We start from the raw sequence: 25,479 nt of genomic DNA, 5'->3' as shown, positions 1-25,479 counted from the left end.
ACTTCCTCTCCAAGAGGGCCGACACCTCGGCACATGGCTCTCCGAGCGTGTCCTCCCGTCTCCCCGACCAAACAGGAGCAGCAATGAATGGCTACATCCCGGCACTGGGCGGTACCGAGGGCAGCCGGTCCTGGTTCGAGCGGGCGCAGGGCTCGCTGGCCGGCGGGATCAGCTCCTCCTCCCGGCTCACCTCCACCGGACCGCACCCGTACCCGTTGTACATGGTGAGCGGCTCGGGGGCCCGGATCACGGACGTCGACGGCAACGAGTACATCGACTACCTCATCTCGTACGGCAGTGCCGTACTCGGCCACGCTTCGCCGCTGCTCACCGACGCGCTCACCCAGGTCCTGCACTCGGGGACGATGTTCGGGACGTGCAACGTTCCCGAGGTGGAACTGGCGGAGCTCATCTGCCGGATGGTCCCGTGCGCCGATCTCGTGCGGTACGCCAACTCGGGCAGCGAAGCAGTCCAGGGAGCCGTACGCGCAGCCCGCGGGTACACAGGACGGTCCACGATTCTCAAGTTCGAAGGGCACTACCACGGCTGGAGCGACACCCTGGCCATCTCCAACCGGCCGTCCGCCGCCGAGGCCGGGCCCTACGCGACACCGCGCCCCGTCCCTCACTCACCCGGCATTCCGGCCGGCGTCGTCGACGACGTGGTGGTCTGTCCGTGGAACGACCCCGCCGCGCTGCGGGACGTCCTGGACGCCCACGCAGACCTGGCGGCCGTGATCTGCGAGCCGATCGTCGCCAACAACGCCTGCACCATGCCCGACCCGGGCTATCTGGATCTGCTCCGCGAGGAGTGCACAGCACGCGGCGTGGTGCTGATCTTCGACGAGGTGTGCACCGGGTTCCGTACGGGCCCCGGCGGGGCACAGACGCTGTTCGGCGTCCTGCCGGACATCGCGGTGTTCTCCAAGGCGCTCGGTGGCGGGCTGCCGATCGCCGCGTTCGCGGGGCGCCGGGCCGTGATGGAACCGCTGGCCCGCGGCGAGGTCAAGCACGGAGGCACCTACAACGCCTCCCCGCTGTGCGCGACAGCCGCACTCGTCACCCTCCGAGCACTGAACGACCCCGCCGTCACCAAACGCATCGACGAGACGGGCCGGCGCCTGATGGAGTCCGTCCGCCGGGCGGCACACGACAACCGGGTGCCCTGCGCGGTCCAAGGCGTCGGCGCGATGTTCCAGGTGGTCTTCTCCGCGGACGGCGCGCCCACCCGGCGCTACCGCGACCTGCTCAGCGCCGACGGGAGCCGCTACGACGCCTTCCGCCACGAACTGCTCAAGCGCGGCGTGCACTCCAACGCGTACGCCATGGCCTGCTGGTTCGTTCCCGCCGTGGTCTCCGAGGACGACCTGTCCGCCACCTGCCGGGCCGTGGAGGAAGCGTTCACGGCCCTGAGATGACCGTGTACCGGCCCCGGCACGCCGTCCCTGCCTCAGCCCGCCCGGCCGGCCGGCTCACGGCAGTACCGCTCGCGAGTGCCGGCAGTGGGAGGGGCCGTCGGCCGGCGGGCGGGCCCTGGCAGACTGCATGGCATGAGCTCCATGACGCCGGCCCGCGCCCTCCTGTTGGTCACCAGCGGCATAGCCTGCCTGGCCACCGCGGCGAGCGCGCTGGTGGGCCTCATCATCGAAGGGCCGCTCGCCGGCCTGGTCCTGGGGATCGGCGTGGGGGCCGGAAGTACCGTCGGAACCTTCCTCGTGCGGCGGCGCGCCATGGCCGCCCACGCGCGTGCCAGGGCAGCGGTGATGGCGCACGGGTACGCCGAGGGCATTGCCCAGTACGTCCTGCTGCTCGTCTCCACCTACGAAGCCGCCGTCTTCCCGCGGACCGGCCCTCGCGGCGTCACACCCGAGGAACGCGCCGCTCGCCGGACCGAGGCCTACAGGATCGCTGCCGAGGAAGAGGTGCCGCACCGGATACGTGAAGCCGCAGCCGACGCCCTGGCCGCCCTGGACGAGGGCGACCACGTCCGCTCCGCCTCTGCTCAGGCCGCGCTCGTCATCGCCGTGCACGACCATGCAAGGCAGCCTGTTCCACTGCCCCCGGGGCGATAGCCGGCCGCCCGCCCGCATCGTCGCTCCCTCGCTCCGCCGGGTGCCCACGGCCGTCACCGACGGTCGGTCGCTCCGGACGGGGATGAGGACGTCGACCGGAGCGAGCGGCTGATGCTGATACGGATCGCAGGCTGGGCGCAGCTCGCCCAGCGGCCGGATGCGCGCCGGGCGGAGGCGGAGTCGCGCCTGGGAACTGTGCCCCCGACCGACTCCAAGCGCAGGGTCGACGTTCGGCGAGGGCGCCTTCGCCACCCACTGGCAGCTGATATGACTGGGCACCCCGTTCGGGAGCGTTCGCCACCTATGCAGAGCAGCTGGCTGGCGCCTCGCCGTCGAGGGCGGGTGGGGCTCGGAGGCGGCTCCATAGGGGGATCGCTTCCCGGTCCGTTCAAGCCGCGGAGACTTCCGCCGCCGCCGCCTTTCCGACTCCGGCCTGGTCTTCCACCTCGTCTCTATCGGGTGAGGAAGGCGCTGACGGTCTTGCCGCCGGACGGCCGGTGGATGATCGCGGTGGTACGGGCGAGGCGGGTGACCATGCGCCAGCCGAAGCCGCCGGTGGCGCCGGTCAGGTCGGGGGTGCGCATGCGCGGTGCCTGCGGGCTGGGGTCGTCGACGGCCACCGCGATGAGATCGGGATGAGTGCTCAGGCGGAGGGTGTAGGTGCCGCCGCCGTGCCGCAGGGCGTTGGTGACGAGTTCGGAGACGACCAGGATCACCTTGTCGGTCACCTTCGGGGCGACGGCCGGCTCCCGGAGGGCTTCGAGGAAGCTCCGGGCCCGCTCGCGCGCATCGGCGACGGTGGTCGTGGGGCGGATGGCGGAGGCGTCGTCGCGCATCGTGTGCGTCGGGCTCACCCTGGTCTCCTCTGCTCGTCACTGTCCGGTCCTGCCTAGGTTGTCCCCTGTGCCCCGTCGCACCCTTCTTAATCGACAGAGCCCGATTATCTCTTTACCTAGCCACCAGAAATCTGTGCTCGTGGGAGTAGACATTCGGCTGGGGCGTGATTATGGTTTCTCTCGTAGCCGAGATCGACAGAGCCCGGCAGAGACGAACTGGCGGGCAGCGGTACACGTGGTTGAAGTGTGTAGGGCGGTGCGGTGGTGGAGTTCCGGAGCCAGGGCAGTTGCAGGACGGCGACGGGACTGACGACCGGACCGGGTGGCCCGCGGATTCAGGGGCCGCCGTGAGCGGGGCCGCGGCGAAACCCGTCGGCTGTACCCGCGTGAGCGGTTCGCAGGACCAGCAGTGCGGTTGTCAGTAGTTCCCCGGTGAAGGCGTCGGCTGCGGGCGCGCGTGCCGGGAGGTTCGGCAGTGGGGTTCTGAGCCGGAGCAGACGCAGGACGGGCGACGGGGCTGGCTGCCGAAGAGTGACGCTTGCTCAGGTCACCAGCAGTACGCACAGCAGTTGATCAAGAGGGAAGAACGGAGGGGTTGGGCGCCATCAGGATCGCCCGGGCGGACGTACTGGCCCGGGTACCGCAGGACATCGATAGTGAGGTGGTCTCCGGTCAAGCAACCGCGATCCCCGCAACTTCCGGGCCTCATCCCGGTGGGTATGCGGAAACAGAGAGCCGGCGCAGCCGATCAAGGCCGGCTGATGGTGTAGCAGTTCCTTCGGGGCCCTGGTGCCATATGGCACCAGGGCCCCTCCAGCGTGTTCCACAGAGAGGTGCAGTGACAGCAAACGATTCGTTCGGCCGTCTCGATGACGACGACTACCCCGCTTACACCATGGGTCGGGCGACCGAGATGCTCGGCACGACCCTGGGCTTTCTCCGCGCGATCGGCGAGGCCCGCCTCATCACCCCCCTGCGTTCCGAGGGCGGCCACCGCCGCTACTCCCGCTATCAGCTGCGCATCGCGGCCCGGGCCCGGGAACTCGTCGATCACGGCACCCCCGTCGAGGCCGCCTGCCGCATCGTCATCCTCGAGGACCAGCTCGAAGAGGCCCGGCGCATCAACGCCGAACATCATCAACGGCCTGACCGGCCGACCTGACGGCTACGGGTGGCTGGTCCTGCCCGGAACGCAGGCGTTCCGGGCAGCACGGAACAGGCCAGGACCCTCGTCTCGTCGAGGGAAGCTGACGCGGCCCCGGTGCGGGGCCGGGAACCGGGTCCGCCGACCGCACCGGCCCGACGCGGGATCCGGACCGGTGGCGCGTCACCCCGCCGACGTCAGGCGCACCGGGAAGACACGGCCGAGGCGGCGACTCAGGCCGTTTCGCGGTGTCCGGGTTGCTGGGTGGGTTCGCCGACGGCCTCGCACAGGGCGCTGAGGCCGGTGGCGAGGGCGTGCTGGGCGTCGGGACTCATGCGGTCCATCGCCTGCCGCAGGACCTGTTCCCGGCGGGCCCGGATGCCGCGGAGGTGGGTCCTGCCGGCCTCGGTGAGTTCCAGCTGCGTGGCGCGCCGGTCCTCGGTGTGGGGGATGCGGCGGAGGAAACCGGCGGCCTGGAGGCGGTCGCACAGGCGAGTGACGGACGGTGCGGCCGCGGAGAGATGACGGCCGAGCGCGCTCAGATTGATGCCGGGTTCGCGTTCGATGATGTACATCACACGGGTCTGGACGGAGGAGAGCGGTGCGGTGCTGAGCGTGCCGCGGTGGTGTTCCCAGGCCATTTCGAGGCGCTCCAGCACCTCGCCGACCTCGGGCGCGGCTCGGGAAGCGTGCTGGTCGTGAGAGGCGTGGGCCTCGCGCATGTGACACTCCCGAGTGGGCCGTTTGTGCCTGTTCCGGCTGGTCGATATGAGCAGTCGCATAGATGAAGATATGTGAAGGAAAGAGAGACCGGTACCGGTGGACAGACCCAGTGCGGTTGAACGTGCCCTGCGCGAGGCCGCGCCCCACGAGATCTTCGACGTGCTCCGTTCCCTGATCGAGGACCGTTTCCATGCCCTCGCGGTGGAACTGGTCATGGCCGACTACGCCATGACCAGGCTGCAACCGGTCGGTGTGCTGCCGCACACCCTGCGGCCGTTGCCGGTCCACGAGAGCGCCGCCGGCCGCGCGTTCGGCGCCCAGGAGCCGCACTGCGTGTACGACGCCCCGGCATCCACCGTAACGGTGCACCTGCCGGTCAGCGTCCGGGGGGACCGCCTCGGTGTGCTGAGCGTCACCGTGCAGGCCACCGGGGACAAGGTGGAGGCGGACGTGGTCGCGGAACTCCGGTTGTGCGCGGACGCGCTGGCGCACGAAGTGGTCGTGGCGGAACGGGACACCGACGTCTTCCTCCAGGCCCGCCGGGCCGAGCGCCTGACCCTGGCCGCCGAGATGCAGTGGCAGCTGCTGCCCGGACGCTCGTGCGCCCGCCCCGAGTACAGCCTCGGAGCCCAGCTGGAGCCCGCGTACGCCATCTTCGGCGACAGCTTCGACTGGTCCGCCTCGGCCGACGACCTGTACCTGACCGTGAGCAACGGCATGGGTGAGGGGATCGACGCCGCGCTGCTGACCAACCTCGCCGTCAACGCCCTGCGCAACGCCCGCCGCGCCGGGCTGAGCCTGAGCGACCAGGCCTACCTCGCCGACCAGGCCGTCCACGGGCAGTACGGGGGCGCCAAGTACCTTGCGACCCTGCTGCTCCGGTTCCACCTCCCCACCGGAGAGGTGGAGATCATCGACGCCGGCTCTCCGCGGGTGTGGAGGCTGCGCGCGGGCACGGTCGAGACCATCGAGCTGGAGGCCCAGAATCCCCTGGGGATGTTCGATGACACGGCCTACGTCCCCCAGCACTTCGCCGTCGAACCCGGCGACCGTCTGTTCTTCATCAGCGACGGCGTCTACGACACCCTGTCACCCGGTGGGGAGAAGTACAGCCTGCGCGCCCTGGCCAAGTCGATCACCAGCACACGGCTGCTCCCGGCCTCTCAGGTGCCCCGGGCGATGCTGCAGGAACTCCTCGGACACCGCGGCTCGGGCCCGGCCGTCGACGACTCCCTGGTGATGTGTCTGGACTGGCACGGACGCCCCGACGTCGAACGGGAGAACCAGCCTCCGAGCACCCTGTGACCGACGTGTGAAGGTTTCGGCCCCGCGACGTGTGTCTCGCGTGCAGCACACCCTGCCGGGCACGCGGTACGCGGGGGCGGGTTGCCATCGAGGGCACCCCTGGAGGATATTTGCCGCGCGGCAAATAATTTTTCGTCGAGCAGGGGAAGTTGGTGCGGTTCGCCCAGGCGGGCCCTCTCTATGGCCTCAACCAGGGAAATGACCGCTACCCAGACCAGTCTGTGGGGCCTGGCGCCGTACCCCGTCATCGTGGCGGGCACAACCGGGACCGTCCTCGAGCTGAACGGCGCCGCCTGCCACCTCCTGGGCGGTGCGGCGCCCGGGGCGAGCATGCGGGATGTGGCTCCCGGCTGGCTGGCCGACGCCCACCAGCGCGTGGCGGCGGCACACAGCGGGTCCGCCGAACGGGCCGACGAGGAGTCCGCCGCTCCGGCTTCGGTGTCGGGGCGGATCGGAGCCCAGAGCTTCGAGGCACACGCCACGCCCACGCCGGAGAGGAGTGTGGTGTGGTGGCTGGTCGACGACACCGACCGGCGGCTCGCGGAAGAGGCGCTCGACACGGAGCGCGAACGCACCAGGTTCCTTTCGGAGGCGTCCAATGTTCTGCTGTCCTCGTTGAACACCGACAGGTGCATGGCCGCGATTGCTCAGCTCGCCGCCGAGTACCTCGCGGACGTCGCCATCGTCGTCGCCCCCGCCAAGGGCGGCAGACTGCCGGTCGCCCGAGCCCTCGCCGGGCAGGAAGCCGACCGGTCCCTGCTCGTCGCCGACCCGACCGAGCTACCGGGGCTGGCGGAAGCACTGCAGGGGTTCCCACCCGTGCCGTCCCGCTGGATCGACCCCGCCGCACTGCCCGCATGGACCCTCCCGGAGGACTTCACGGAGTCGGTCGAGTCGGTCGTGGTCACCCCCCTGCCCGGCCACGGGGTGCCGGCGGGAGCCCTGATCCTGCTCCGCCGCAGCGGTCGCGCACAGTTCAGTGAGAACGAAGAGGTCTTCGCCCGCCTGTTCGCCGCCCGCGCCGGCGCGGCGCTGTCCGCCGCCCGCCTCTACAGCGAACAGAGCGCCATAACCCAGACTCTGATGCGCGACCTGCTGCCGCCGACCCTGCAACGCCTGGACGGGGTGGAGATCGCCGGCGGCTACCGGCCCGCCGGCGCCGCCGAACAGGTCGGGGGCGACTTCTACGACATACACCCCGGCAGCACCGCGGCGGACGCGTCGCTGGTGATCCTCGGAGATGTGTGCGGCAAGGGACTCGAAGCCGCAGTCCTCACCGGCAAGATCCGCAACACCCTGCAGGCGCTGCTGCCGATGGCCGACGACCACGAACGGATGCTGCGCCTCCTCAACGGCGCACTGCTGAACTCCCACCACACCCGCTTCGCCACGCTCGTACTGGCCTCGGCGCAACGTGCACAGAACGAGGTGCGGCTGAGCCTCACCTCGGCCGGCCACCCCTGCCCGCTCGTGGTCCGCGCCGACGGAACCGTCGAAGAGGTCCCTACCTGGGGCTCCCTTGTCGGCGTCCTTCCCGCGATCGAGGCCCGCACGGTGAAGACCGTTCTGCGGCCGGGTGACACCTGTCTGCTCTACACCGACGGATTCACCGAAGCCCGCGGCGGCCCCATGGGCGACGAACTGTTCGGGGACGAACGCCTGCGAAGGGCCCTGTCCGAGTGCGCCGACATGCCGGCCGAAGCCGTCGTCGACCGGATCCAGATGCTCGCCTCCCAGTGGGTGCGCAACGGCCCCCACGACGACATGGCCCTCATCGCCATCAGAGCACCCCGCACCCACCACCTCAGCGCCGTGAACGGCCACACCCGGGGCAGGTACACCGCGTGAACGCCCGGACCGCCGCAGCCCGGAGTATGCGGGACCAGCTGTGGGAAGCCGTGACGTCCCGCGACGAGTACCGCGCTGCCGGCATCGTCTTCACGGCCCTCGACAACGGCATGGACACGGAGACGGCTCTGCTGGACCTCATCGCCCCGGTCCAGGCGAAGGTGGGCACCGAATGGGCCGCCAACCGGCTCAGTGTCGCGCAGGAGCACGCGGCCAGCGCCATCACCGAGCGGGTCATCGCTGCCCTCGCCCACCATCCCGCCCACCGGACCCCACCCAGCCTCGGTCACATCACCGTGGCCTGCGTGGACCAGGAATGGCACTCCTTGCCGGCGCGCCTCCTGGCCGAAGTGCTCACCCTGCGCGGCTGGCGGGTCGACTTCCTCGGCGCCCAGGTCCCCACCCAGCACCTCATCGCCCACCTGCACAACAGCGGCGCGGACACGGTGGCCCTTTCCTCCTCCCTCCCCACCCGGCTGCCCACCGCCCACGCGGCGATCACCGCCTGCCAGGCCATCGGCGTCCCCGTCCTCGCCGGCGGCGCCGCCTTCGGGCACGACGGCCGATACGCCCGCCTCCTCGGCGCCAACGCCTGGGCCCCCGACGCTCGCGCCGCGGCACGTCGGCTCGCCGACGGTATCCCCGCCCCCGACCTCGCCAGCGGGCACCAGCAGATCGACGACCTGCCCCACCTGGCCGACCAGGAGTACACGCTCGTCGCCCGCACCCAGCACCAGCTCATCAAGACGGTTCTCACCCAGCTCGAAGACCGCTTCCCCGCGATGGCGGCCTACACCGCCCACCAGCGTGAGCGCACCGCCGAAGACATCGCCCACATCGTCGAATTCCTCACCGTCAGCCTCTACACCGACGACGGCGACCTGTTCACCACGTTCATCACCTGGACCGCGGACATCCTCACCGCACGCCACGTCCCCGCCCGGTCCCTGCACCCCGCCCTGGACATCCTGGCCACCGAACTCAAGGACTTCCCCCGCACCACACGACTGCTCGACCAGGCGCGTTTCGCGCTGGACCGTGCCACCACCGGACCGCACCACGGAGCGCCCGCATGACTTCGCTGCCCTCCTCCTTCACCCTGACCGTCGAGACCCGTCGGGGCAGCGCATGCCTCCATCTCGCCGGCGACCTGGACCACAACACGGGCGACACCGTGGTCGAGCAGGCAGAGCGGTGCCTCACCGAGCACCCCGGCCTGTGCGATCTGCGCCTCGACTGTGCTGACCTCACCTTCTGCGACTCCGTCGGTATCTCCTCCCTCCTGATGATCCACCGCAAGACCACCGCGCACTCCGTACGCCTGCACCTGGACAACCAGCCCCCGTTCCTCCGGCGCCTCCTCGACATCACCGGAATCCGGCGGTTCTTCACCCAGCCACAGATCGCCCAGCAGGCCGAATGAGTCCCGGTGGGTGCCTGTGAGACCGGGGGCCGGAGCGTCGGAGCGCACGTGGACGACTCGGCCGGCCCTGGAAGGACCGGTCGGCCCCGCTCCCTCCTGACCCCAGGAGGGCCGTGTGCCTGCCCGGGCGATGGCTCAGGGCCGGACCGGGCGCGCGCAGCAGTCGGCAGGTGAACAGTCATGCTCAACTACAGGCAGAGGCGTGGGTTCGGCTGGGCCCCTGGCCCTGGTCCACGTCTCTTCGGAGGCCTCGCGCGCTCCGACGCTGACCAGCCCCGTCTCGTACGCGACGATGACGGCCTGGACCCGGTCGCGGAGTCCGAGCTTGGCGAGGATGCGGGCGATGTGCGTCTTGACGGTCGTCTCGGCCAGGTGGAGACGGGTGGCGAGTTCGGCGTTGCTCAGCCCGCGGGCCAGCAGGCCGAGGACCTCCAGTTCGCGCGGGGTGAGCGAGGCAAGGTCGCGGTGGAGCGAGGCGCTGTCGCTGCCGCGCCGGGCGAACCGCTGCACGAGGCGGCGGGTGATGGCCGGTGCCAGGAGGGCGTCGCCGGTGCGGACGGTGCGGACGGCCGCGACCAGGTACTCGGGTGTGACGTCCTTGAGGAGGAAGCCGCTGGCCCCGGCGGAGAGCGCCGCGTAGACGTACCGGTCCAGGTCGAAGGTGGTCAGGATGATGACACGGGGTTCACGGGCCTGGGGAGCGGTGAGAATACGGCGGGTGGCTTCCAGGCCGTCCATCTCGGGCATGCGGACGTCCATCAGGACCACGTCGGGCCGGGTGCGGCGGGCCGCCTCGACCGCCTCGGCTCCGTTGGCCGCCTCGGCGACGACTTCGATGTCGTCGGCGCCCAGGATCATCCGGAATCCGGTGCGGACGAGGGTCTGGTCGTCGGCGAGGAGGACACGCAACGGCTGCTCGGTCACGGGGCCTCCAGGGGGATCAGGGCCTCCACACGGTAGCCGCCGCTCGGACGCCGGCCGGTGTCCAGGGTGCCACCGTAGACAGCGAGCCGCTCACGCAGTCCGATCAGCCCGCGGCCGTTTCCGGCGGCCGCGCCCGCACCCGCGTCTCCTCCGGTATCGGTGACCTCCACCCGAAGCTGATCCGGACCGTGGTCGACGATCACAGCAGCGGTCGCACCGGCGGCATGCTTCACGGTGTTGGTCAGGGCTTCCTGCACCACGCGGTACGCGGCGAGTTCGACACCGGGCGGGAGGGGGCGGGGCTGGCCGGTCACGGTCAGTTCGACCGGAAGCCCGGTGTCCCGTACCCGCCCGACCAGCGATTCCAGCTGGTCCAGGCCGGGTTGCGGGGCCGGGACCGCCCCCGGACCCTCCAGGCCCGTCAGCGCGCTCTCGTCGGCCATGGTGAGCAATCCCATGACGTGGCGCAGTTCGGTCATGGCCGCTCGTCCGCCCGCCTCTACGGCGAGGAGTGCCTCGCCTGCCTGCTCGGGGGAGGCCTTCATGATCTTTCGGGCGGCGCCGGCCTGGATGATCATCACGCTGACGTTGTGCGTGACGACGTCGTGCAGCTCACGGGCGATCCTGGCCCGTTCGTGCGCGACGGCCCGGTGCAGCGCCTCGACTTGTTCGCGTTCCAGGGCGGAGAGCCGGGCGCGCCCCTCGTCGGTGCGGAGTTTCCAGGTGCGCAGGCCGACCGCGGCCACGGCCATCGGGACCAGGATCAGCAGGGCGACGTATTCATTGGGGACGATCGGGGTGACCGAGTTCCCCGAGGCGCTGACCAGGACGACCGACACCGGCAGCGCCGCCAGGGTCGCCGACCGGTAGGGGCTGTACACGGCTGCGCTGTAGACGGCGATGACGAAGGCGTAGAAGGTCAGCCGCAGGACGCTCTGCGGCGTCGCCAGTGTCGCGGCCGTCACGACGCACAGCACCGCCAGCGGAGAGCGGCGCCGCAGTACCAGGGCGCCCGAGGCGATGAAGGCGAGGGTCACCATGAAGGCCATGCCGACGGGGCCGTTCGGGCGCGGAACGACGCGCTCCACGCCCGGCGCGATCTCCCGCACCACGACGTTGTCGGCGTTGTCGATGCCGTAGTAGACGGTGGCGATACCGATCGTCAGAGCCACCAGCACATCGAACTGCCAGGCGCGCCCGGTGGGCCGCAGAGGTGGACCACTGGAGAGCCAGAGGCCGCGGACCGTCTGCCGCGCGGCTTCCTGAAGCCGCTCCAGCCCCGTACGTACGTTCATCACGGGTTCATTGTTGCTGCCACGCGGACCGACGGGGTCCGCCTCGGCGGTTGTCTCCGTCGCACCGGATACCTCATCCGCCTACATCGCAGGGATGACATTTCCGGGACTCATCCCAGCGTGGTACCGCGAGGGGCCCGAGCGGGTGACGTGTGACCACCGGTCCCGCTCCTAACGTGAACGAAGCCAACTGTCCTACCGGGGGAGCCCTTTCATGATCATGACGGTGACCGAACTGCGTGAGGTGAGCCGCCGCTACGACGGCCCGCACGCCCCGAGTGGTGGAGAAGGGACGAACTCGTGAACCCTGCACTGTTCCGTCGTGGCCTCACCGCCGCTACAGCACTGTTCACGCTCGCCGTCGGTCTGGGCGGACCTCCCGCCGCGGCGGCCGACGGCCCGGACAGCGCCGCGTATCTGCCCCGACCGACCGGGCCCCGTGCGGTCGGCACCACGTCGTTGCACCTCACGGACGACTCACGCCCCGACCCATGGGCCGCAGGGGCCGACGCGCGCGAACTCATGGTCTCCCTGTGGTACCCGACGGATTCGCCGAACGGGCGACGCGCGCAGTACATGACGCCGACGGAGTCTGAACTGCTCCTCGAAGAAGGGGGCATCACCGGGGTGCCGTCGGACGTGCTGAGCACGGTGCGAACCCATGCCTTCACCGAGGCCCGGCCGGCAGGGCGTGTGCGAGGTCTGCCAATGGTCGTGCTCTCACCGGGCTTCACCAAGCCGCGCACCACGCTGACCACCCTCGCCGAGGAGCTCGCGAGCCACGGCTACGTCGTGGCCGCGGTCGACCACACCTACGAAAGTGTTGCCACCACCTTTCCGGACGGCCGGGTCGCCACCTGCACCGCCTGCGAGGTCCCGCACGACGAAGCGTTCTGGAACCGGCTGGTCGCCGGCAGGGCCGCCGACGTCTCCTTCGTACTGGACGAACTCACCAGGGCGCACGCGCCATGGGAAGGCGCCCGTCTCATCGACCCGTCACGAATCGCGATGGCAGGCCACTCCGTCGGCGGTGCGAGTGCCGTCACCTCCATGCCGGCCGACCCTCGGGTGCGCGCGGGAGTCGACATCGACGGCACGACCCAGATCCCTCTTCCCGTCAGCGGCCTGTCCCGGCCGTTCCTGTTCCTCGGCAGGCAGAACCAGTACACCCCGGGCACCGGTGACGGCGCCGTCACCACCTGGGAACGCGACTGGCAACGACTGACCGGATGGAAGCGGTGGCTTGTGGTGGAAGGAGCCGAACACGCCTCCTTCACCGACGTCGGACTACTGGCCGAGCAGCTGGGGATCGACATCGGCGCCGACCTGCCGGCTGCCCGGGTCGCAGAGATCGTCCGCGGATACACCCGCGCCTTCCTCGACCTGCACCTGCGCCACCGGCCGCAGCCCCTCCTGGCCAAGCCGTCCACGCGCTACCCGCAGGTCCATTTCTGCACCCCGGAGACGAGTACCTGCGTCTGAGTTCCGTCACGTGGTTCATGTGCCGAACGGGAGTCAGGCCGCCGGGACAGTGACGCCCGGCACTCCCCCCGCATCCGGTACGCCGCACGATGCCTCGCACCACACCTGTGCGCACACCGTGGACCGATCTCCTACCAGGTCGGTTCACGGTGCTGTTGCGGTGTGAGGGAGGGGCGACGAGCGCCTGGCCGGTTCCGTCGGCCGGCCAGGTTCACCGGCTCAGCCGGAGGCCGGGTCCGAAGACGGCGTCGTGGATGGCGCAGGGGCCCAACCCGGACGCTGACATATAGTCCGGGCGGGAACGGCGGGGTCCCCACGCACCGTCTTCCGGGTCTGCGCCGAAGCCGGGATCAGCCTGGAGCCGGAAATCATCGACCGCCGTCTCGAGGCCGTTCGAAGCGCTCTTGAAGAGCCGGTGAGTGGCGCAACCTGATCGCTCCCGCCCCGGCCTGACCCCGTAGGTCCGTCTGCTCAATCGGTGGATTCCGGGACGTACGCTCCGGCAGTGCGGCATGATCACAGCATGGCTCAGCCCTGCAGGAGCAGGCCACGAGGCCCGGTTGTGTCCTGGCCGAAGTTGGTGGACCCGTGGCCACATGCTTCCACCGTTGAAGGCTTCGCCGCCGTTCTGACGCCCGAACTGACGACGTGGCCCGCATGTGCCCGGCGGCGCGTGGCACCCCCACGAGGAGGAATTCCGTGTCATCACCTTGCGATCCCCAGCACGCTCCTGTCGGCGATGTGAGCGCAGCGCTCTTCATGATCGACTCCCGGCTCAAGGAAATTGCCGACGGCAGGGCTGCGCTTGATCCCGAGCAGCAGCGACTGGCCGACCAGTACACCGCGTCGCTCGGCCCTCAGGGCGCTGACGACGTTCTGGACGGCGTATGCACGCTAATTTTTGTGTTCATGACGTGGCTGCGGAAGGCCCATGAATCACAGGGCAAGGACGTCATCGAGTACGTGGTGCCCAGTCTTGTGGCCACGATGCGCAGGATGCCCAAGAGCGTGCGGCCCGAGGCCATCCCCACCATGGCAGGACTGGTCGTCGCCGCGGGAACCGACCTGAGCCCTACCTTGTGGCGCAAACAGTACGGAGACTGGACTGCGGAGGAAATGAACCCCTTGGAAGCCACCGCTTTCCTCCTCGCAGAGCACATCAATCGCATCACCGATGATCCCGACTTCGCCACCCGCCTCGTCGCTGAAGCGCTGTCCGGGGCAGAGGGCGAGGACTGAGCCCAGCCAGAGGAACAGTGCTGTTGACACCGCTGCCAGGCCGGCACCCCAGCCCTGCCGCCGTCCGGCCCAGTGCAGTCGTCGGGCGCCCAGCCGGTGGACAGGCCGTCGGGCGGTCCGGATCGACGGCCATCGGGGTCAGTTCGCGCATCCCGCCAGGCACCAGGGCCTCACCGGCGTCGGAGCCGCGCCGAGAGGTGATGCTGCAGGGGCCGGCCGACCGCAGCGAGATCATGGACGAATTCGAGTGTGCCGTCGTCCGTCCACGTGTACCGGCGACGGGTGGCCTCGACCTCCTTCGCGGTGGGAGTGACGGCCACCTGATGACTGGCGAGATCGGCCGCGCCGCCACCCGCACGGCCGACGAGGATCTCCGCGACACCGGTGGGCTGGGTGATCAGTGCCTCCACACGACCGTCCGGCTGCACGCGCCACCAGCCGCTCTCCCGGGCCGAAGGGCGCAGCGGGGCACCCTCCGCGTCGACCAGCCAGGCGCGCGCCTCGTAGTGGAGGAAGGGCCGCCCGTCATGGCTGAAGGCGATCTCCTGCGCGTAGGAGAACTCCTCGTCGAGCGTCGGGTACCCGCCGCGCCCCCGGCCCGCCCAGATGCCGAGCAGGCCGGCCAGCGGCGCGAGCAGAGCGTGGGGCGCCGGGGGAGTGTCCGGTCGGAGGGAGTCGGGGTACGGGAGATCTTCGGCGGGGTCGAACATGATGCGTGCTCCTGGATCGAGGCCGGTGCCGGGTGGCAGCCTAGAGCGTCGGGCCGGGGTGACGGGCCCACACGCCCGCGACCACCCCCGCCCGTATCCATGCCCTCGCGGCCTCAGGCCCGGGGTGGGTCAGTTCCAGCGGTCCTGGTTGATGAATCGGCTGAAGCCACGCCAGGAGTTGGGGCCCATCACGCCGTCGATCGCGCCGGTGTAGCCATGGGCGGCGGCCAGTCGCTGGACCGCGGCCCAGGTCTGGGTACCCGGTACCCCGTCGACGGGACCGGTATATCCCCAGTTCCGCATGTTCCGCTGGAGCGCTGCATACGTGTTCGGGCCCGGCACCCCGTCGATCGGACCGGTGTACCCCGACTCGATCCGCAGCCAGTTCTGCGTCCGCTGCCACATCACCGGACCCGGCACACCGTCCTGCTCGGTCGACGTCTTCGGCAACCCCCCACCGCCGGGCGGCGGATCGGTCGGCTCGGTGAAGTCGAACGCCCAGGAGCGGGCCCGGTCGAGGTCGACGGGCGAGGTGCCGGCGACGGATCCGACGGAGGCGTACTGGTGGACCGCCCAGTCGGGGTAGCGGCCTCCGAGGTCGGGCGCACCGGGCCAGGTGCCGTCGTTGGAGCCCCAGGAGGCCGCCCACAAATGGGCTCCGGCGGCGATGGTGCGGTCCCAGGAGCCCGAGCGCAGCGCTCCCGTACTGATGTAGAACCACGGGACGTACGCACCGACCCGTTCACGCACCCGGTTGAACCAGGTGGACACATCCGCGTCGTTCCAGAGCCGGGTCGAGTCGTCGAGCACCTCGACATCCAGAGCGAGCACGTCGCCCGCCCGGTAGTTGTGCAGGTGGTCCACGAAGAAGTCGGCGGCGGCCGTAGGCGTGAGGAAGTCCCCCGTCAGCCAGTAGTGGCCTACGCGCAGACCGGCGGCGCGGGCACCGTCGACATGGCCGGAGTAGGAGGACGAGACGTACGGCCCCTCGGCGAGCTGGCACCCCCCGGCCTTGGCGATGACGAAGCTCCGGCCTTCCGCGGCGGCGCCGGCGTAGTCGATGCCGGCCTGGTAGTTCGAGACGTCGATGCCCTCCAGGTCCGTCGCGGCCCGCGCGGGAGCCGGGCCTCCGGCGACTGCGGGTCCGGCGGCGGTGACGATGGCCGCCGGCGCCAAGGCGGTCGCCACGGCGCCGCGTATCAGAGTTCTCCTGCGCATGTTTCCTCCGGTGGTGGTGGGGGACTCCCGGGTGGACATGTCATGTTCTTATCAAGTCTATGCGCGTAGGCTACCGTGACCCTGAGCCTCCGGTGCCAGATCAAGTCATAGCAATAGCAAGGGAGTTGACGTGTGCGAGAACCATGTGTCCGAAGATGCCCGGGATGAACAGCCTCGGAGGGGACTGAGCCGGCGTACGCTGCTGCGCGGCTCCGTCACCACGCTGGGCATGGCCGCCGGTGGTGTGCTCTTCTCGGGGAGCCCCGCCCAGGCGCTGGACCTCTACAACCCGTTCAGCGGCTACCGGATGACCGGCACCTGGCAGGATCACCTGAACGACGGTTCGCTGGGCGGCCTCGACTACGGGATGGGGGTCGGCACCGCGCTCCCCGCCGCAGGCGCCGGTGTCGTCACCAACATTCCCGACAACGGGACCGGCGGACACACGGTGACCATCACCCACAGCGATGGTTACCGGACGCAGTACATGCACCTGTCGCGCTTCCTGCTGGCCAACGGCACCTCGGTCGGCAAGGGTGGCATCGTCGGGTACTCCGGGGGTGCCGTCGGTGCACCCGGGTCCGGCAGTTCCACCGGACCGCACGTGCACTGGCACCTGATCACCCCAGGCGGCACCCGGGTCAACCCGCTGAACTACCTGGGAGGCGGAGGCGGTGGGGGGTTGCCGAAGACGTCGACCGAGCAGGACGGTGTGCCGGGTCCGGTGATGTGGCAGCGGACGCAGAACTGGCTGCGGATCGAGTCGGGGTACACCGGTCCGATCGACGGGGTGCCGGGCCCGAACACGTATGCAGCGCTCCAGCGGAACATGCGGAACTGGGGATATACCGGTCCCGTCGACGGGGTACCGGGTACCCAGACCTGGGCCGCGGTCCAGCGACTGGCCGCCGCCCATGGCTACACCGGCGCGATCGACGGCGTGATGGGCCCCAACTCCTGGCGTGGCTTCAGCCGATTCATCAACCAGGACCGCTGGAACTGACCCACCCGTACACGCTTCCCCGGTCCGCAACCCCGGGCCGGGGACGCCACCGGCCGTCGCCCGCTCGCCGCACCGCTCAGCCCGACGGAACAGCTCGACCGATCAGCTCAGCGGTACGCTGCGGGGCCCGACCGGCCCGGCGGGGACATCGCCGCACGCAGGATCCGATGCCCCTTCGTCGAGAGGTCACGGGCGCCGCGCAGACCCGTCCCACCGGCTGGCGCTCCGGCGGGCTCAGTGAGTCCTTCCCTCTCGGTGAGACGGCGAAGGTGATCGTTGAACGTCATGGGCGGCAGGGTTCTGGCGGTCAGGGTCATGACTCCCACTGGTCGCGGTACTCGATGTGGATCTCGCGCGCGTCGCCGAGAACGCCGTCGTTGGAATGGAACTCGGTGCAGAAGTGCGGATAGCTGGGATGGACGGGGACGTATCCGGGGCCGTTTAGGGCGACGTCGAAGAAGTGCCGGGCGGTCTCCCTGAACACCTTCGCGCTGCCGGTCATGAACAGGGTCTCGGCGTGGAGATGCTGGTGGAACAGATCCCGGTTCTCCTGGTAGTGCCGTGACTCGTGATCAATCACGACTTCGCCGGTGTGTTCTGGGCCAGGCAGTGTCACGGTCTGCTGACGCCCTGGGCCGAGCCGTCTTCGTATCTCCTTCCATCGAGAGGGTGCGAACTGAAGCGAATGGTGGAGCAGTACGAGATCAAGCTGCCGTGTGCTGTCTTCCGGCGGCTCGTGGAAGGGGCTACGGTTCCCTCGCATCGGCAGATGGACCAGCGAGCGTGGTGAAGAGGCGGCGAGCTTCCACAGCCCGCCGATTTGCTGGGCGGCGTCCTGATCGAGGTAGGCGTCCAGGTGCCGATCGTGGTCGTTGAGCACTGCGTGGACCAGGGGCCGGGCTGGTCGGATGACTTTGAACTTCGTTGATCCCAGCTGTGCTTGGTGGATGGTGATGGGTAGCTTCATCGGTTCTCCGGGACGCGTGGGCTGACATTCGGCGGCATAACAGGCCCAGCCGCCGACTGATGTCTGTGCTCGTTCCGCCGAAGATCGTACGTGCGTCGTACGCACTGCGCCCCTGGTACCGGCGAGCCCGCATCCAGTTCCTGGACGTTGGCGAGCCAGGCGTCGCAGCCGGGGCTCCATACGCCTTGGACGTGCATGTTGCGGCTGGCTACGTGGCGTTGCTGCCTGTGCTCGACGCGGGTGCCGCGGCCGTCGTGGTTGAGTCGGTGCGTGAGGTCGGTGGCCGCTTGCGGCCAGGCCATGCCCAGCACACCGGCCGTCACCGCGGCGACACCTGCGCACGTCTCACTGATCCCGGTGCCAGTTCCCAGCCGGCCGGAGCGCCGCGCCCGCAGCGCCGCCCGTGCTCAGGCCGGCACCACCCTCCTCATCGCCCGCGCCGTCCAGGAAGAGGCGATGTGATGCACTTGTTCGATGAGACCCGGGCTACGGTGCGCTACGACTGCACCGCCTACCCGGGGCTGCCCGACATCCTGAAGAAGCCGTCCAAGATGGACCCCGACCAGATCTGGGAGGCGCGTCCCGAGTTCCACCACCCGGGCTACTCTTTGCGCGCCCCGGGCGATGTCCGGGTGACCGCGCTCGATGTGAACGCGACCTACCTCTCGGCGCTCCAGTGCCGGCTGAGCATCGGGAAGCTGGAACACAGCACCGGCAGTGATCATATCGAGCCGAAGCGCTTCGGGGCCCACCTGATCACCCCGCACCGTGGAAGCAGCACCCGCACTCGCACCTGCCCGACCCGATCGGCGATCGTGATGAACCCGGCGTCCTTCGGGGCACCAATAGCACGCTGCGCCTGCTCCAGCGCCTCTCCGGCCCGAAGTACTGCTTGACGGACGCGTTGTCGCTACCTGCATCCTTTGCGCTGGGTGAGTGCGGTACTCGTGCGTCGCCCGCTCCTCGGCCAGGAGTGCCGGGTTGTTCCGCGGCCCGGCAAGCTGCTGATCCGCATGAGGGCCGAGGCGTTTGAGGGGGCGAGAAGTCCTCATCGCGCGGCGTCCGCAATCCCCCCTCGCGCTGCTGGTACGTACAGGTGAGCCGGCGGCGACTGCTGCGGGCCACGGAAGCCCGGCGGTGACTGCGGGTGTTGCTCACATTCCCCAGTTCGTCAGCGGGGGAGGCCGGCCGGGCGAGGGCTGATCCAGCAGCGACCGTTGTGTGCGCTCGGCCTGCAGGAGATTCTCCGCGGCGTCGGCCGGCTCGGGCGGTGGCGGCGGTCCGGGGGCGGGCGGCGGCCCGGCGGGTGGTCCGGCTCCGCCGGCGGTCCAAGCCGTGCGGGCGAGTACCTCCGCGGACCCGGTGCGATCCGGTGGGTACGGCGAGGGCGTCCTCTCTTGGTCGCTGCCCGGGCTCCCATCCCTGTCCGGACCGTGCGTGCGCTGACCTGTTGACCGCACCTTCGCCGTCTCGGCAGGGGGCTTTCTTCGGTGTCGAAGGGCAACTTCGTCGTCAGCCGGAGAAGGAGTCGGTCTCGCCCGGCTCGGTCTCCATGGCTCGGCGATCGAACCGCAGCATGGCGAGGAAGAACAGGCCGCCCAGGAGGAGAAGACCCACCACGATCACGACCGAGACGAAGGCCTCTTTCGGGGTCACCAGAACGAACAATGCGATGAGTGTCCACAACAGAGCGAAGATGGCGACCGGCAGCTCGAAGCGTCCGAGGTCGAAGGCGCCCTTTCTGCGGCTCAGGCGCTTGCGCACCGTCAGGTAGAGCACGATGGTCGAGCCGTAGGTGACTGCGGGGAGGATCGTCGAGGCCGTGACCAGCTCCAGCAGCGCGGCGCCTGGCAGTGCGACCATCAGCACGATACCGAGGGCGAAGACCAGCACGGTCGCGGGAATCGGTGTCATGGTGCGGGGGTTCACCCGTCGCATCACCTGGTGGGCGGGGAAGCGTCCGTCGCGCGACATCGCGAAGACGAGACGCGAGCACGCGACCATCACGACGATCCCGGCACCGAAGAACGCGATGGTGATCGCGACCAGCAGCGTCCTCTCCATCACCGGACCGAGCTGGTCGCGCATGATGGCCGCGACAGGGGAGCCGTTCGCGCTGATGCGGGGGATGTCGTCGATCGCGACGGTGAGCGTGAGAACAGCAGGCCCAGGACACCGGCTGCCACGACCGATCCCACGATCGCGCGCGGGACGGCGCGGAACGGGTCCTTGGCCTCCTCGGCCAGGTTCGCGGCCGAGTCGAAGCCGACGAGGGTCGCGAGCCCCATGATCATCGCGAGCATCAGACCGCCGCCTACCGCGAAGTAGCCGGGGGTGTGTTCGACGACACCGCGCGAGGTGAGGTTGCCGACCGTGCCGTCACCCGTGACGGCCACGGCGATGACGAGCGCGAGGGCCACGATCACGACGAGCGCCAGTTCGAGCCCTACCGCGATCGTGTTGATCAGACTGACGAGGCGCGTGGAGGCCACGGCCAGCACGGTCTGGACGAGGAGTACCACGAGTGTGATCAGACGTGCGGTGTTCTCGTTCGGCTGGAGACCTGCGAGTGGCATGAACGCCTGGCTCGCGAGCGCGTTGTCGACCGCCACCACGCCGATGGCCAGGTAACAGAAGGTCAACCACCCGAACCACCAACCGATCTTCGGGGTGGCCAGCCGCGAGGCCCACTGGTAGGAGGAGCCGCTGAGCGGGATACGGGCCGCGAACTGCGCGACCACCAGTGCCACCAGGGTCTGTCCTACCGCCGCCACGATCCACAGCCAGATCCCGACCGGCCCGGCAGTCTGCAGGACTTCATCGAAGGTCGCAAAGATGCCGACGGCCACCGAGATGAACGCGAACGAGATCGCGAACACCTGGAAGGAGCCAAGGGTCCGCTTCAGTTCCTGCCGGTAACCTCCAGCCTCGACGGAGCCCGCATCATCGTGGGCATCGGATGACTCCACCATCGAGGCGACCTCACCTTCCAGGGCCCCTCCGGTGCCGAGGGAGGCGCAGGCAGGGGCCGATCAGTGCACCATTTTCACTGGCTTCGATGTGTATCTCCCTTTCGACTCGCGCAAAGCGGCCTTCCGTCGGTCGGCCCGTCCACCGTCACGACGGCGCGGGCGGGCAGTGGTGGCAGCTTGAGGCGCCGCTTGGGCTCATGCCGGCCTTGCCTGCAGCGTTCGACCCGCGGCAGGTGACGAGCGGATCTCGAAAGGCTCGTCCGAAGGTCCGGCTCCCCGACGGGCGGGCATCTGTGGACGCGCAACCGCTGTCTTCCTGTTATTCCGCCGCACAGAGAAGCCGTCGAACGCGAACGTGCTGTCGATAGGCAGTCGGTGGTGAGCAGTCAGTACTTGGATGAGGTCCTTGCGGTGATCGGCTGTGGGGGCGCCCGCAATGAGGTAGCGGTGGCGGCTGTCGCGACGTCCACGCGCCGAGGTGGTCCTCGTTTCCCGCTTGTGGCGCGGTGCGTTTCGTTGGGACCATCTCCGCATGTTCGAGTTGCTCCCCGAAGTCGGTCTTCGACTCCCCGGCCGTGCCGGCACCCTGCGCTTCGGCATCGACGAGCGCACCGCCCAGTGGGCTGTCGCCACGATCGCGGACGTTCGCGGTGGTTGGGTCTGTGGTGCCCGCTGGTCCTTCAGCGCGCAGTACCGGGGCCTGACGCTCGACGCATACGGCGACACCACGGATCGCCGCGGCCGGCACCAGGACACCCCTGGCCTGGCCGGCATCGCCCTCACCCGCGACCCCTTCACGCTCACTGGGCCGTCCGCCTGCCCCGTCGTCCTTGGCGGCGTCGATCTCTTCGGCTACCCGACCGCCGAGGTTTCGGATGTCCTCAGTGACAGCCTGCACCCGACGCTCCGGCTCAGCGGTGACGGTCTCTACCTCAAGGCCGTCTCGGTCCACGCGGAGCCCGTACCCGTCGAGAGCTGACCACGAAGGTGACCCGGACCGACGAGGCCGAGCACACTGCCGACGTCCTCGCCCGAAACCCGGCCCCTGCGACACGGCTCCGCTGTACACCCGAGATGCCACGACCGGCACCGGCCCGAGCAGAACATCGCCTTTCGCGCCGTGAGCGCGCGCGGGTGGAGACGTGTGTGTGGCCTCCATGTCTATCGTCAAGCCGCCTGGGCACCCGCACGGGTCTCCGTGAGGAGCGTCCGTTGCCCGCGGCCTTGTCGGACCGGTGTATTCACAGGTCCAGTCGGCCGAGCCGCCAGGACATGGTGATGAGTGTTCTGAGCTGCGAAAGTTGGCGCTGCACCAGATGAACAGGCTTGCTAACCGTAGGGGCACGAGTGGAACGGATCACTGAAGACCAGGTTGCGCGGCTGGTCGGTTTCGTGTCGGCACGCATCCCCGAAACGGCTTCCCTTCAAGGCGAAGCCCGCCGTACGGCTGCAGCCCTGCGTCTGGCCGCAGACAAGCAGATCGCGGCGGTGCGCTTCCAGCGGACCGCTCCGCCTGTAAGCGGGGGGACGACCGATTTGGCAGCCGCCGCGTGGAACCTTCTGGTCGCCTTCGCTGAGATCTGGCGCGACCACCCAGGGTTCCCTGCTGACGCCGCCAAGGAGACGTTCGAGTTCGACTGCGATTCGCCCCTCTAGCGGATCCCAAGCCACTGTGGCGGGCCGGGATGCGTAGAAGGTTCCGTCGCGGAGCATGGCGAAGAGGACGTCAGCGCGGCGTCCGGCGAGGCAGAGCAGGGCCTGTGTGTGGTGTTGGCCATGGGCGGTTTTCGTGTCGTGGTGGGCACGGGACGCTGGGTCACCGAGCGCCGCGAAACCCGAGAGGAAGAAGGTCCGTTCGAGTTGCTCGTCCCTCTCGGGGAAGGCTGTTCGCCGCGGATCGAGGAGCCTGAGCTCCGGGTTGCCGGGACGAGGGCGGCGTAGGCGGCCGCCATCAGGCGCGCACCGACCTCGGCCGCGAGTTCGGTGTCACCGATGTCGTCTCCGCACGTGCACGAAGGCATTGCGCGGGTGCAGGATCTGGCCGGTGGGTACGGCACGCACGTGGTCCTGGAGTGCGCCGGCGATGTGCCCGCTCACGAGCAGGCCACTGGGATCGTCCGGCGGGGGCAGGGTGGGTGAGGGGCCCGGTAGGGGCGCGTGCGGCACGTGGGGGCGCATTCGGATAGAAGATCTATTCGATTGCGCCCCCACGGGTGACGGGCTCTCATCCATGATCTTGGGGTTGTTAGCGTCCTTGCCGTGACGCATCCCATGCCTTCCGGCCCGGAGCCGGACCGCCTCGCTGTGCCCTCGCCCCGCCACGCGGGCGAATCGTTTCGCCCGGTGCTGTTGGATCTTTCGCAGTCGGCCGACGCAGCGGCCCTGGTCGAACTGCGGGCCTCGGACCGCCTGCGCGAGGTCCACGACCGGATCGAGGACCAGGTCGAAGAACTCCTGCGCTGCCGTACACCGCAGGATCCCTTCGGCGGCCAACCCCGTTCCCGCGCCATCGCCGACACGCTGGGCTCGCGCCCTGAGAACTACGGCAGGTGGGTCTGGTACCCGTGGTCCGGGCGCCTGGTCCACGTGCTGCCCCAGTCCGAGTTCCGCAGGGTCCGCACCGACCGCAACCGGGACAAGATCACTCGCGAGCAGCAGCGGGGTCTTCTGGACCGGCAGATCGGCATCATCGGCCTGTCGGTCGGCAGCAGCGCCGCACTGACCTGCGCCATGGAGGGCATCGGCGGGGCCTTCAGGCTGGCGGACTTCGACCGGCTCGGCCTGTCGAACCTCAACCGGCTCCGCAGTGGCGTCCACGAACTCGGCCTGGAGAAGAGCGTGCTGTGCGCGCGCCGCATGTACGAGCTCGACCCCTATCTCGACATCGAGATCCACCGCGGCGGCATCACCGAGGACAACATCGAGGACTTCTTCTCAGCCGGTGAGGACGGAAGGGGCCTGGAGTTGCTCATCGAGGAGTGCGACACCTCCTGGGTGAAGGTCGCCGCCCGTGAGCACGCGCGCAAGAGGCGGATCCCCGTCCTCATGGACACCAACGACCGCGGCGTGCTGGACATCGAGCGCTTCGACATCGAACCCGACCGTCCGCTCTTCCACGGCCGCACCGGCGACACGACCGCCGCCGACGTACGCGACCTCGACCAACAAGCAGCTCTCCGCCTCCTCCTCGACGTCGTTGACGAGCAGCGGCTGAGCCCGGCCATGGCCGATGCTCTGACCCGCGTCGGCCATACGCTCTCCAGCTGGCCGCAGCTCGCCAGTGGCGTCATGCTCGGCGCAGCACTCGTAACCGACACCGCCCGCCGCATCCTGCTCGGCGAACCACTGCTTTCCGGCCGCTACTCCATCGACCTCGAAGCGCTCGTCCCCGCACCGGCCACGCCTGGAGCCGGCCTGTGAACCGAGTCCCCGAACTGCACGGCGAACACCTGAGACTGCGGGAGCTGCACGCAGGCGACCATGACGCGTTCGCGCGGATCCTCACCCACCGTGTCCTCACCCGCTACCTGGGAATTGACCGCATGGACCCCGTCCAGGCACACGCCGCCTTCGCCCAGAGCCTCGCCCAGCCCCACACCCACCCGCGCCGCAAGTACACCCTCGCCGTCTGCGCTCCCCACGATGACACCCTCGTCGGCACCATGGGACTCCTTGTGGAGGACTACGGCAGCAATGCCATGCTCACCAGCCTCGCCCTGCTGCCCGGCGCCTCCGTCCGCGGCCACGGCCACGAGGCCGGCCGCCTGTTGATGGCCTACGCATTCGGACACCTGGGCCTGCACCGCATCTGGGCCGGGCACCGCAGCGACCACCACCACATGCCGAAAGTCATGCACGCCGCGGGCCTGCGCCCCGAAGCCACCCTCCACCAGCTCTTCCACACCCAGGGCAGCTGGCACGACGTCACCACCTACGCAACCGTCGCGCCCGAATGGAAACGCCAGGCCACCGACAGCGAACTGGCCGTCCTCGACGGAGCACCCCGCCTCGACCGAGTCTGACCCCCCAGCGGTAGGTGGCCGGCGGCGGTCCAGGTCGGCCAGAACATCGACAGGCACCTCGCAAGAGCCCCGGAATGGTTCCGGAAGAGCCGCTGTTCCACCGGCGGTTGTGGAGCACCGGCCGTACGCCCTGACGTGGTTCCCTCGCTCGCTCTCTCCGGGAGGAGGATCCAGAAGAGCACGAGATACGGGCCGTGGCCGATTCCCAGTTCACGGCACGGCTCCGTCCGGGTCCGGACCGGTATCCCGTGGCGGGACGTGTCCGTCGCGTACGGGTCGTAGGGCCGGGTTCATGA

General features: G+C 69.5%; 23 protein-coding genes and 2 pseudogenes. 16 read left to right on the top strand and 9 right to left on the bottom strand.

Annotated elements, in window-relative coordinates; all coding sequences use genetic code 11:
• Positions 1-83 precede the first annotated feature (83 nt).
• Complete coding sequence (locus OG488_RS01185) at positions 84-1,418, top strand: aspartate aminotransferase family protein (protein WP_329225004.1); 1,335 nt, start codon at positions 84-86, stop codon at positions 1,416-1,418.
• Between the two features lie 132 nt (positions 1,419-1,550).
• Positions 1,551-2,072: a hypothetical protein gene (locus OG488_RS01180; protein ID WP_329225003.1), complete on the top strand. Its 522-nt coding sequence runs from the start codon at positions 1,551-1,553 to the stop codon at positions 2,070-2,072.
• Positions 2,073-2,524: 452 nt separating this feature from the next.
• On the opposite strand, the gene OG488_RS01175 is transcribed toward OG488_RS01180, so the two are convergent.
• On the bottom strand, positions 2,525-2,926 hold the full coding sequence (locus OG488_RS01175) for an ATP-binding protein (protein WP_403919009.1): 402 nt from the start codon (positions 2,924-2,926) through the stop codon (positions 2,525-2,527).
• An 820-nt stretch (positions 2,927-3,746) separates the two neighbouring features.
• Here OG488_RS01175 and OG488_RS01170 point away from each other — a divergent pair.
• A complete protein-coding gene (locus tag OG488_RS01170) occupies positions 3,747-4,070 on the top strand; it encodes a MerR family transcriptional regulator (RefSeq protein ID WP_329225001.1) in 324 nt (107 codons plus the stop codon).
• A 215-nt stretch (positions 4,071-4,285) separates the two neighbouring features.
• On the opposite strand, the gene OG488_RS01165 is transcribed toward OG488_RS01170, so the two are convergent.
• Positions 4,286-4,774, bottom strand: coding sequence for a MarR family winged helix-turn-helix transcriptional regulator (locus tag OG488_RS01165; RefSeq protein WP_329224999.1), 489 nt, complete (start codon positions 4,772-4,774; stop codon positions 4,286-4,288).
• Between the two features lie 97 nt (positions 4,775-4,871).
• On the opposite strand from OG488_RS01165, the gene OG488_RS01160 reads away from it, so the two are divergent.
• The 4 genes from OG488_RS01160 to OG488_RS01145 all read left to right on the top strand — a co-directional run bounded on the left by OG488_RS01160 (position 4,872) and on the right by OG488_RS01145 (position 9,351).
• On the top strand, positions 4,872-6,080 hold the full coding sequence (locus OG488_RS01160) for a PP2C family protein-serine/threonine phosphatase (RefSeq protein ID WP_329224998.1): 1,209 nt from the start codon (positions 4,872-4,874) through the stop codon (positions 6,078-6,080).
• 180 nt (positions 6,081-6,260) lie between these two features.
• Complete coding sequence (locus tag OG488_RS01155; RefSeq protein WP_443074197.1) at positions 6,261-7,928, top strand: SpoIIE family protein phosphatase; 1,668 nt, start codon at positions 6,261-6,263, stop codon at positions 7,926-7,928.
• Between the two features lie 26 nt (positions 7,929-7,954).
• Positions 7,955-9,004, top strand: coding sequence for a cobalamin B12-binding domain-containing protein (locus tag OG488_RS01150; RefSeq protein WP_329238336.1), 1,050 nt, complete (start codon positions 7,955-7,957; stop codon positions 9,002-9,004).
• Positions 9,001-9,351, top strand: coding sequence for an STAS domain-containing protein (locus OG488_RS01145; RefSeq protein ID WP_329224994.1), 351 nt, complete (start codon positions 9,001-9,003; stop codon positions 9,349-9,351). The genes OG488_RS01150 and OG488_RS01145 overlap by 4 nt, the downstream gene beginning before the upstream one ends.
• 135 nt (positions 9,352-9,486) lie before the next feature.
• Here OG488_RS01145 and OG488_RS01140 read toward each other — a convergent pair whose 3' ends face one another.
• Positions 9,487-10,275 (bottom strand): response regulator transcription factor, encoded by a 789-nt coding sequence (locus tag OG488_RS01140; protein WP_329224991.1) that lies wholly within the window; start codon positions 10,273-10,275, stop codon positions 9,487-9,489.
• The gene (locus tag OG488_RS01135) at positions 10,272-11,570 is read right to left on the bottom strand and encodes a sensor histidine kinase (protein ID WP_329224989.1); all 1,299 of its coding nucleotides are present in this window, start codon (positions 11,568-11,570) and stop codon (positions 10,272-10,274) included. The genes OG488_RS01140 and OG488_RS01135 overlap by 4 nt, the downstream gene beginning before the upstream one ends.
• 300 nt (positions 11,571-11,870) lie before the next feature.
• Here OG488_RS01135 and OG488_RS01130 point away from each other — a divergent pair, with 300 nt between their 5' ends.
• The gene (locus OG488_RS01130; protein WP_329224987.1) at positions 11,871-13,052 is read left to right on the top strand and encodes an alpha/beta hydrolase family protein; all 1,182 of its coding nucleotides are present in this window, start codon (positions 11,871-11,873) and stop codon (positions 13,050-13,052) included.
• A gap of 699 nt (positions 13,053-13,751) precedes the next feature.
• Entirely contained in the window at positions 13,752-14,291 is a 540-nt protein-coding gene (locus tag OG488_RS01125) for a hypothetical protein (RefSeq protein WP_329224985.1), read from the top strand.
• A gap of 170 nt (positions 14,292-14,461) precedes the next feature.
• Here OG488_RS01125 and OG488_RS01120 read toward each other — a convergent pair whose 3' ends face one another.
• Both OG488_RS01120 and OG488_RS01115 read right to left on the bottom strand, forming a co-directional pair.
• Entirely contained in the window at positions 14,462-15,001 is a 540-nt protein-coding gene (locus OG488_RS01120; protein ID WP_329224983.1) for an FABP family protein, read from the bottom strand.
• A gap of 129 nt (positions 15,002-15,130) precedes the next feature.
• The gene (locus OG488_RS01115; protein WP_329224981.1) at positions 15,131-16,219 is read right to left on the bottom strand and encodes a GH25 family lysozyme; all 1,089 of its coding nucleotides are present in this window, start codon (positions 16,217-16,219) and stop codon (positions 15,131-15,133) included.
• A 130-nt stretch (positions 16,220-16,349) separates the two neighbouring features.
• On the opposite strand from OG488_RS01115, the gene OG488_RS01110 reads away from it, so the two are divergent.
• Positions 16,350-17,222, top strand: coding sequence for a peptidoglycan DD-metalloendopeptidase family protein (locus tag OG488_RS01110; RefSeq protein WP_329224979.1), 873 nt, complete (start codon positions 16,350-16,352; stop codon positions 17,220-17,222).
• 313 nt (positions 17,223-17,535) lie between these two features.
• Here the strand turns inward: OG488_RS01110 and OG488_RS01105 are convergent, their stop codons facing one another.
• Positions 17,536-18,189, bottom strand: coding sequence for a hypothetical protein (locus OG488_RS01105; protein ID WP_329224977.1), 654 nt, complete (start codon positions 18,187-18,189; stop codon positions 17,536-17,538).
• A gap of 300 nt (positions 18,190-18,489) precedes the next feature.
• On the opposite strand from OG488_RS01105, the gene OG488_RS39200 reads away from it, so the two are divergent.
• Together OG488_RS39200 and OG488_RS01100 are read left to right on the top strand one after the other, a co-directional pair.
• Positions 18,490-18,651 (top strand): hypothetical protein, encoded by a 162-nt coding sequence (locus tag OG488_RS39200; RefSeq protein ID WP_405697617.1) that lies wholly within the window; start codon positions 18,490-18,492, stop codon positions 18,649-18,651.
• On the top strand, positions 18,651-19,085 hold the full coding sequence (locus tag OG488_RS01100; protein WP_443074196.1) for a hypothetical protein: 435 nt from the start codon (positions 18,651-18,653) through the stop codon (positions 19,083-19,085). Before OG488_RS39200 ends, OG488_RS01100 begins: the two co-directional genes overlap by 1 nt.
• Before the next feature lie 616 nt (positions 19,086-19,701).
• Here the strand turns inward: OG488_RS01100 and OG488_RS01095 are convergent.
• Positions 19,702-21,161: pseudogene (locus OG488_RS01095) on the bottom strand (APC family permease).
• Between the two features lie 532 nt (positions 21,162-21,693).
• Between OG488_RS01095 and OG488_RS01090 the strand changes: the two are divergent.
• Complete coding sequence (locus OG488_RS01090; protein ID WP_329224975.1) at positions 21,694-22,140, top strand: hypothetical protein; 447 nt, start codon at positions 21,694-21,696, stop codon at positions 22,138-22,140.
• 368 nt (positions 22,141-22,508) lie between these two features.
• Positions 22,509-22,817 (top strand): hypothetical protein, encoded by a 309-nt coding sequence (locus tag OG488_RS01085; protein ID WP_329239326.1) that lies wholly within the window; start codon positions 22,509-22,511, stop codon positions 22,815-22,817.
• A 33-nt stretch (positions 22,818-22,850) separates the two neighbouring features.
• Here the strand turns inward: OG488_RS01085 and OG488_RS01080 are convergent.
• A pseudogene (locus tag OG488_RS01080) lies at positions 22,851-23,140 on the bottom strand (transposase); the annotation flags it as partial.
• Between the two features lie 364 nt (positions 23,141-23,504).
• Here OG488_RS01080 and OG488_RS01070 point away from each other — a divergent pair.
• Entirely contained in the window at positions 23,505-24,581 is a 1,077-nt protein-coding gene (locus tag OG488_RS01070; protein WP_329224973.1) for a ThiF family adenylyltransferase, read from the top strand.
• A complete protein-coding gene (locus OG488_RS01065) occupies positions 24,578-25,183 on the top strand; it encodes a GNAT family N-acetyltransferase (RefSeq protein ID WP_329224971.1) in 606 nt (201 codons plus the stop codon). Before OG488_RS01070 ends, OG488_RS01065 begins: the two co-directional genes overlap by 4 nt.
• Positions 25,184-25,479 lie beyond the last annotated feature (296 nt).

The sequence above is a fragment of the Streptomyces sp. NBC_01460 genome (genome assembly GCF_036227405.1).
In the GTDB taxonomy this organism is placed as follows: Bacteria; Actinomycetota; Actinomycetes; order Streptomycetales; family Streptomycetaceae; genus Streptomyces.
This window is presented reverse-complemented; position numbering and strand designations above follow the sequence as displayed.

Coding starts and splice junctions, on each gene's coding strand:
- OG488_RS01185 (WP_329225004.1), top strand. CDS start 84: ATGAATGGCTACATCCCGGCACTGGGCGGTACCGAGGGCAGCCGGTCC.
- OG488_RS01180 (WP_329225003.1), top strand. CDS start 1,551: ATGAGCTCCATGACGCCGGCCCGCGCCCTCCTGTTGGTCACCAGCGGC.
- OG488_RS01165 (WP_329224999.1), bottom strand. CDS start 4,774: ATGCGCGAGGCCCACGCCTCTCACGACCAGCACGCTTCCCGAGCCGCG.
- OG488_RS01155 (WP_443074197.1), top strand. CDS start 6,261: ATGGCCTCAACCAGGGAAATGACCGCTACCCAGACCAGTCTGTGGGGC.
- OG488_RS01150 (WP_329238336.1), top strand. CDS start 7,955: ATGCGGGACCAGCTGTGGGAAGCCGTGACGTCCCGCGACGAGTACCGC.
- OG488_RS01145 (WP_329224994.1), top strand. CDS start 9,001: ATGACTTCGCTGCCCTCCTCCTTCACCCTGACCGTCGAGACCCGTCGG.
- OG488_RS01135 (WP_329224989.1), bottom strand. CDS start 11,570: ATGAACGTACGTACGGGGCTGGAGCGGCTTCAGGAAGCCGCGCGGCAG.
- OG488_RS01120 (WP_329224983.1), bottom strand. CDS start 15,001: ATGTTCGACCCCGCCGAAGATCTCCCGTACCCCGACTCCCTCCGACCG.
- OG488_RS01115 (WP_329224981.1), bottom strand. CDS start 16,219: ATGCGCAGGAGAACTCTGATACGCGGCGCCGTGGCGACCGCCTTGGCG.
- OG488_RS01105 (WP_329224977.1), bottom strand. CDS start 18,189: ATGAAGCTACCCATCACCATCCACCAAGCACAGCTGGGATCAACGAAG.
- OG488_RS39200 (WP_405697617.1), top strand. CDS start 18,490: ATGCCCAGCACACCGGCCGTCACCGCGGCGACACCTGCGCACGTCTCA.
- OG488_RS01100 (WP_443074196.1), top strand. CDS start 18,651: ATGCACTTGTTCGATGAGACCCGGGCTACGGTGCGCTACGACTGCACC.
- OG488_RS01090 (WP_329224975.1), top strand. CDS start 21,694: ATGTTCGAGTTGCTCCCCGAAGTCGGTCTTCGACTCCCCGGCCGTGCC.